General features: G+C 52.6%; 2 protein-coding genes. Both read right to left on the minus strand.

Annotated features, from left to right (window positions below):
* A partial coding sequence (locus tag STRDD11_RS11855) for a metal ABC transporter solute-binding protein, Zn/Mn family (protein ID WP_128837501.1) occupies positions 1 to 855 on the minus strand: 855 nt, incomplete at its 3' end.
* 390 nt (positions 856 to 1,245) lie between these two features.
* A partial coding sequence (locus STRDD11_RS11860) for an ATP-binding protein (RefSeq protein ID WP_128837502.1) occupies positions 1,246 to 2,447 on the minus strand: 1,202 nt, incomplete at its 5' end.

Here is a 2,447-nt window from a genome sequence, read left to right on the forward strand (position 1 = left end):
CAGCGGATTCAGCTGCTTCAGCTGGACTCCTGTAGCCTTGACAAGAGCTTGGGCCAGCTTGGGTGAGGCGGTGCTTTCTACAAAGATTGTCCGGACCTTATAGTCCTTGATAAAATCTTCTATCTCGCTCAGCTGCCGCGGATTAGGCTCCTGCTCGGGCGAAATACCAGCAATCCCCAGCTGGGTCAGACCAAAGCGTTTGGCCAGATAGGAAAAAGCCGTGTGCTGGGTGACGAAGGTCTTTTGCAGGCACCGCTGAAAGACAGACTGATACTTCTCAGTCAGCTGATGAGCCTTTTCCTTCAGGCTGCGGGCATTGGCCTGATAGATATCCCTGTGACGGCTGTCCAAGTCAGATAGCTGATTGGCAATCAACTGAGCCTCTTCGGCTGCTTTTTCCGGATCCAGCCAGGTATGAGGATCATAGAGACTTTTTTCATCCGTTCCTTCCTTCACCTCCACTGCTTCCAACCCTGCCACGCGGTCCAAGTCCATTCCCTCAGAAGCTTCCAGCACCTTCACCGCAGAATGCTGCAGGCTGGGATTGAGCTCGCCAGCCCAAGACTCCAGAGTCCGCGAATGATAGACAAAAACATCCGCATCATAAATAGCCGCTATATCATTGGCCGAAGGTTCGAAGGAATGAATGCCGCTGCCCGACTGAATCATGCGGACATCATTGAGCGGACCCGATATTTCCCTGACCATACAGTAAATGGGATAGAAGCTGGTGACGATTTTCAGGCCTGACTCCTGACGGGTCTGAACACTGTCTTTTCTCGACTGACAGCCCAGCAGGCAGGAAAGAACGGCCAGCAGACTGATAAAAAAAATCAATCGCGTATTCGTTTTCATAGCAACTCCTTGCAATTTATTAACTGGTTAATTAACCAGTTAATATCATACACCTTGCTTCTTTTTTTGTCAAGAATCTTTTGAAGAAAAAAAACAGGAAGAAGGCCGGCTCTGCCGAATCGCTTGCTTCCTGTTTTATGCTGCTTTAAGTTTATCTTTGATTTCATCGAACCCGCTATCAAGTGTCCAGTCCGGGGAGCGAAACGGTTTGGAGCCCTTTTCAGTCTGAGTCCAGAAACGGACGGCACTGGAGTCTGGTTCTAGGGGAACTTAACTGCTGAAGTCGGCCATAGATAGGGGTTCTCATCCTTCGTTCGCTTCTATAGGAGCGCGTCGCCATCCCTCAGTGTCTAAGGAAAGCAAGAGGTTCAAAATGGAAGTTCATGGGTGCTAGATAGCTTCCGTCGTAAAACTGCGGCTTTCCAGCACTTTCAGCATAGCATCCGCAGTGTCCAGAGATGTAAACAGCGGAAGGCCGTGCTCAATGGCAGAGCTGCGGATGATTTGGCCGTGCTCATCTGCCGTCCGCTTGGTGCCGACGGTGTTGATAATGGCCTGAATCTTGCCCTTGCGGATGTAGGCCGGAATATCTCTGTCATTATCGCTGCCGATTTTCTCTACCAGACGGACGGAAAGCCCCTGCTCCTCAAAGTATTTGGCAGTTCCCTTGGTTGCCAGAATGCTGTAGCCAATAGCCGCAAAGCGTTCAGCTAGATGCAGGGCTTCTTCCTTGCTGTCGTCCGCAATGGTAAAGACCACATTGCCAAAGATTGGCAGGTGCAGATAAGAAGCTTCAAAGGCCTTATAGAGAGCCTTTTCAAGATTGCTGTCGGTTCCCATGACTTCACCGGTTGACTTCATTTCAGGGCCTAAGAGACTGTCCACCTTGGCCAGCTTGGTAAAGGAAAAGACCGGCGCTTTGACATGGACGCTGGAGCTTTCTGGGTAGAGGCCGTCCTCATAGCCCAGCTGGGACAGGGTTTCGCCCAGAATCAGGCGGGTTGCCACCTGAGCCATGGGAATATCGGTCACCTTGGACAGGAAAGGCACTGTCCGGCTGGCCCGGGGATTGACCTCAATGACATAGACGGTCTCGTCCTTGATGACAAACTGGATGTTCATCATGCCGATGCAGTTGAGCCCTAAGGCCAGTTTTTTGGTATAATCAGCAATCGTCTCCTGCACTTGGCGCGACAGGGTCTGAGGCGGATAGACAGCCATCGAGTCGCCTGAGTGGACCCCAGCCCGCTCGATATGCTCCATAATCCCCGGAATCAGCACCTGCTGACCGTCAGAAATGGCATCGACTTCGCACTCGCCGCCGACGATGTAAGAGTCCACCAGAACCGGGTGGTCCGGGCTGGCCTTGACAGCTGTCCGCATATAAGAGCGCAGGTCGCTTTCATTTTCTACGATTTCCATAGCTCGGCCGCCCAGCACGTAGGAAGGGCGCACCAGAACCGGGAAGCCAATCTTGCGGGCCGCCGCCACTGCTTCTTCCTCATTGGTGGCGGTCTGTCCTGGCGGCTGCGGAATAGCCAAGTCTTTCAGGGCCTGCTCAAAGAGGTCGCGGTCCTCTGCTCGATCGAGGT

It is taken from the genome of Streptococcus sp. DD11 (genome assembly GCF_001578865.1).
Lineage (GTDB): Bacteria > Bacillota > Bacilli > Lactobacillales > Streptococcaceae > Streptococcus > Streptococcus panodentis.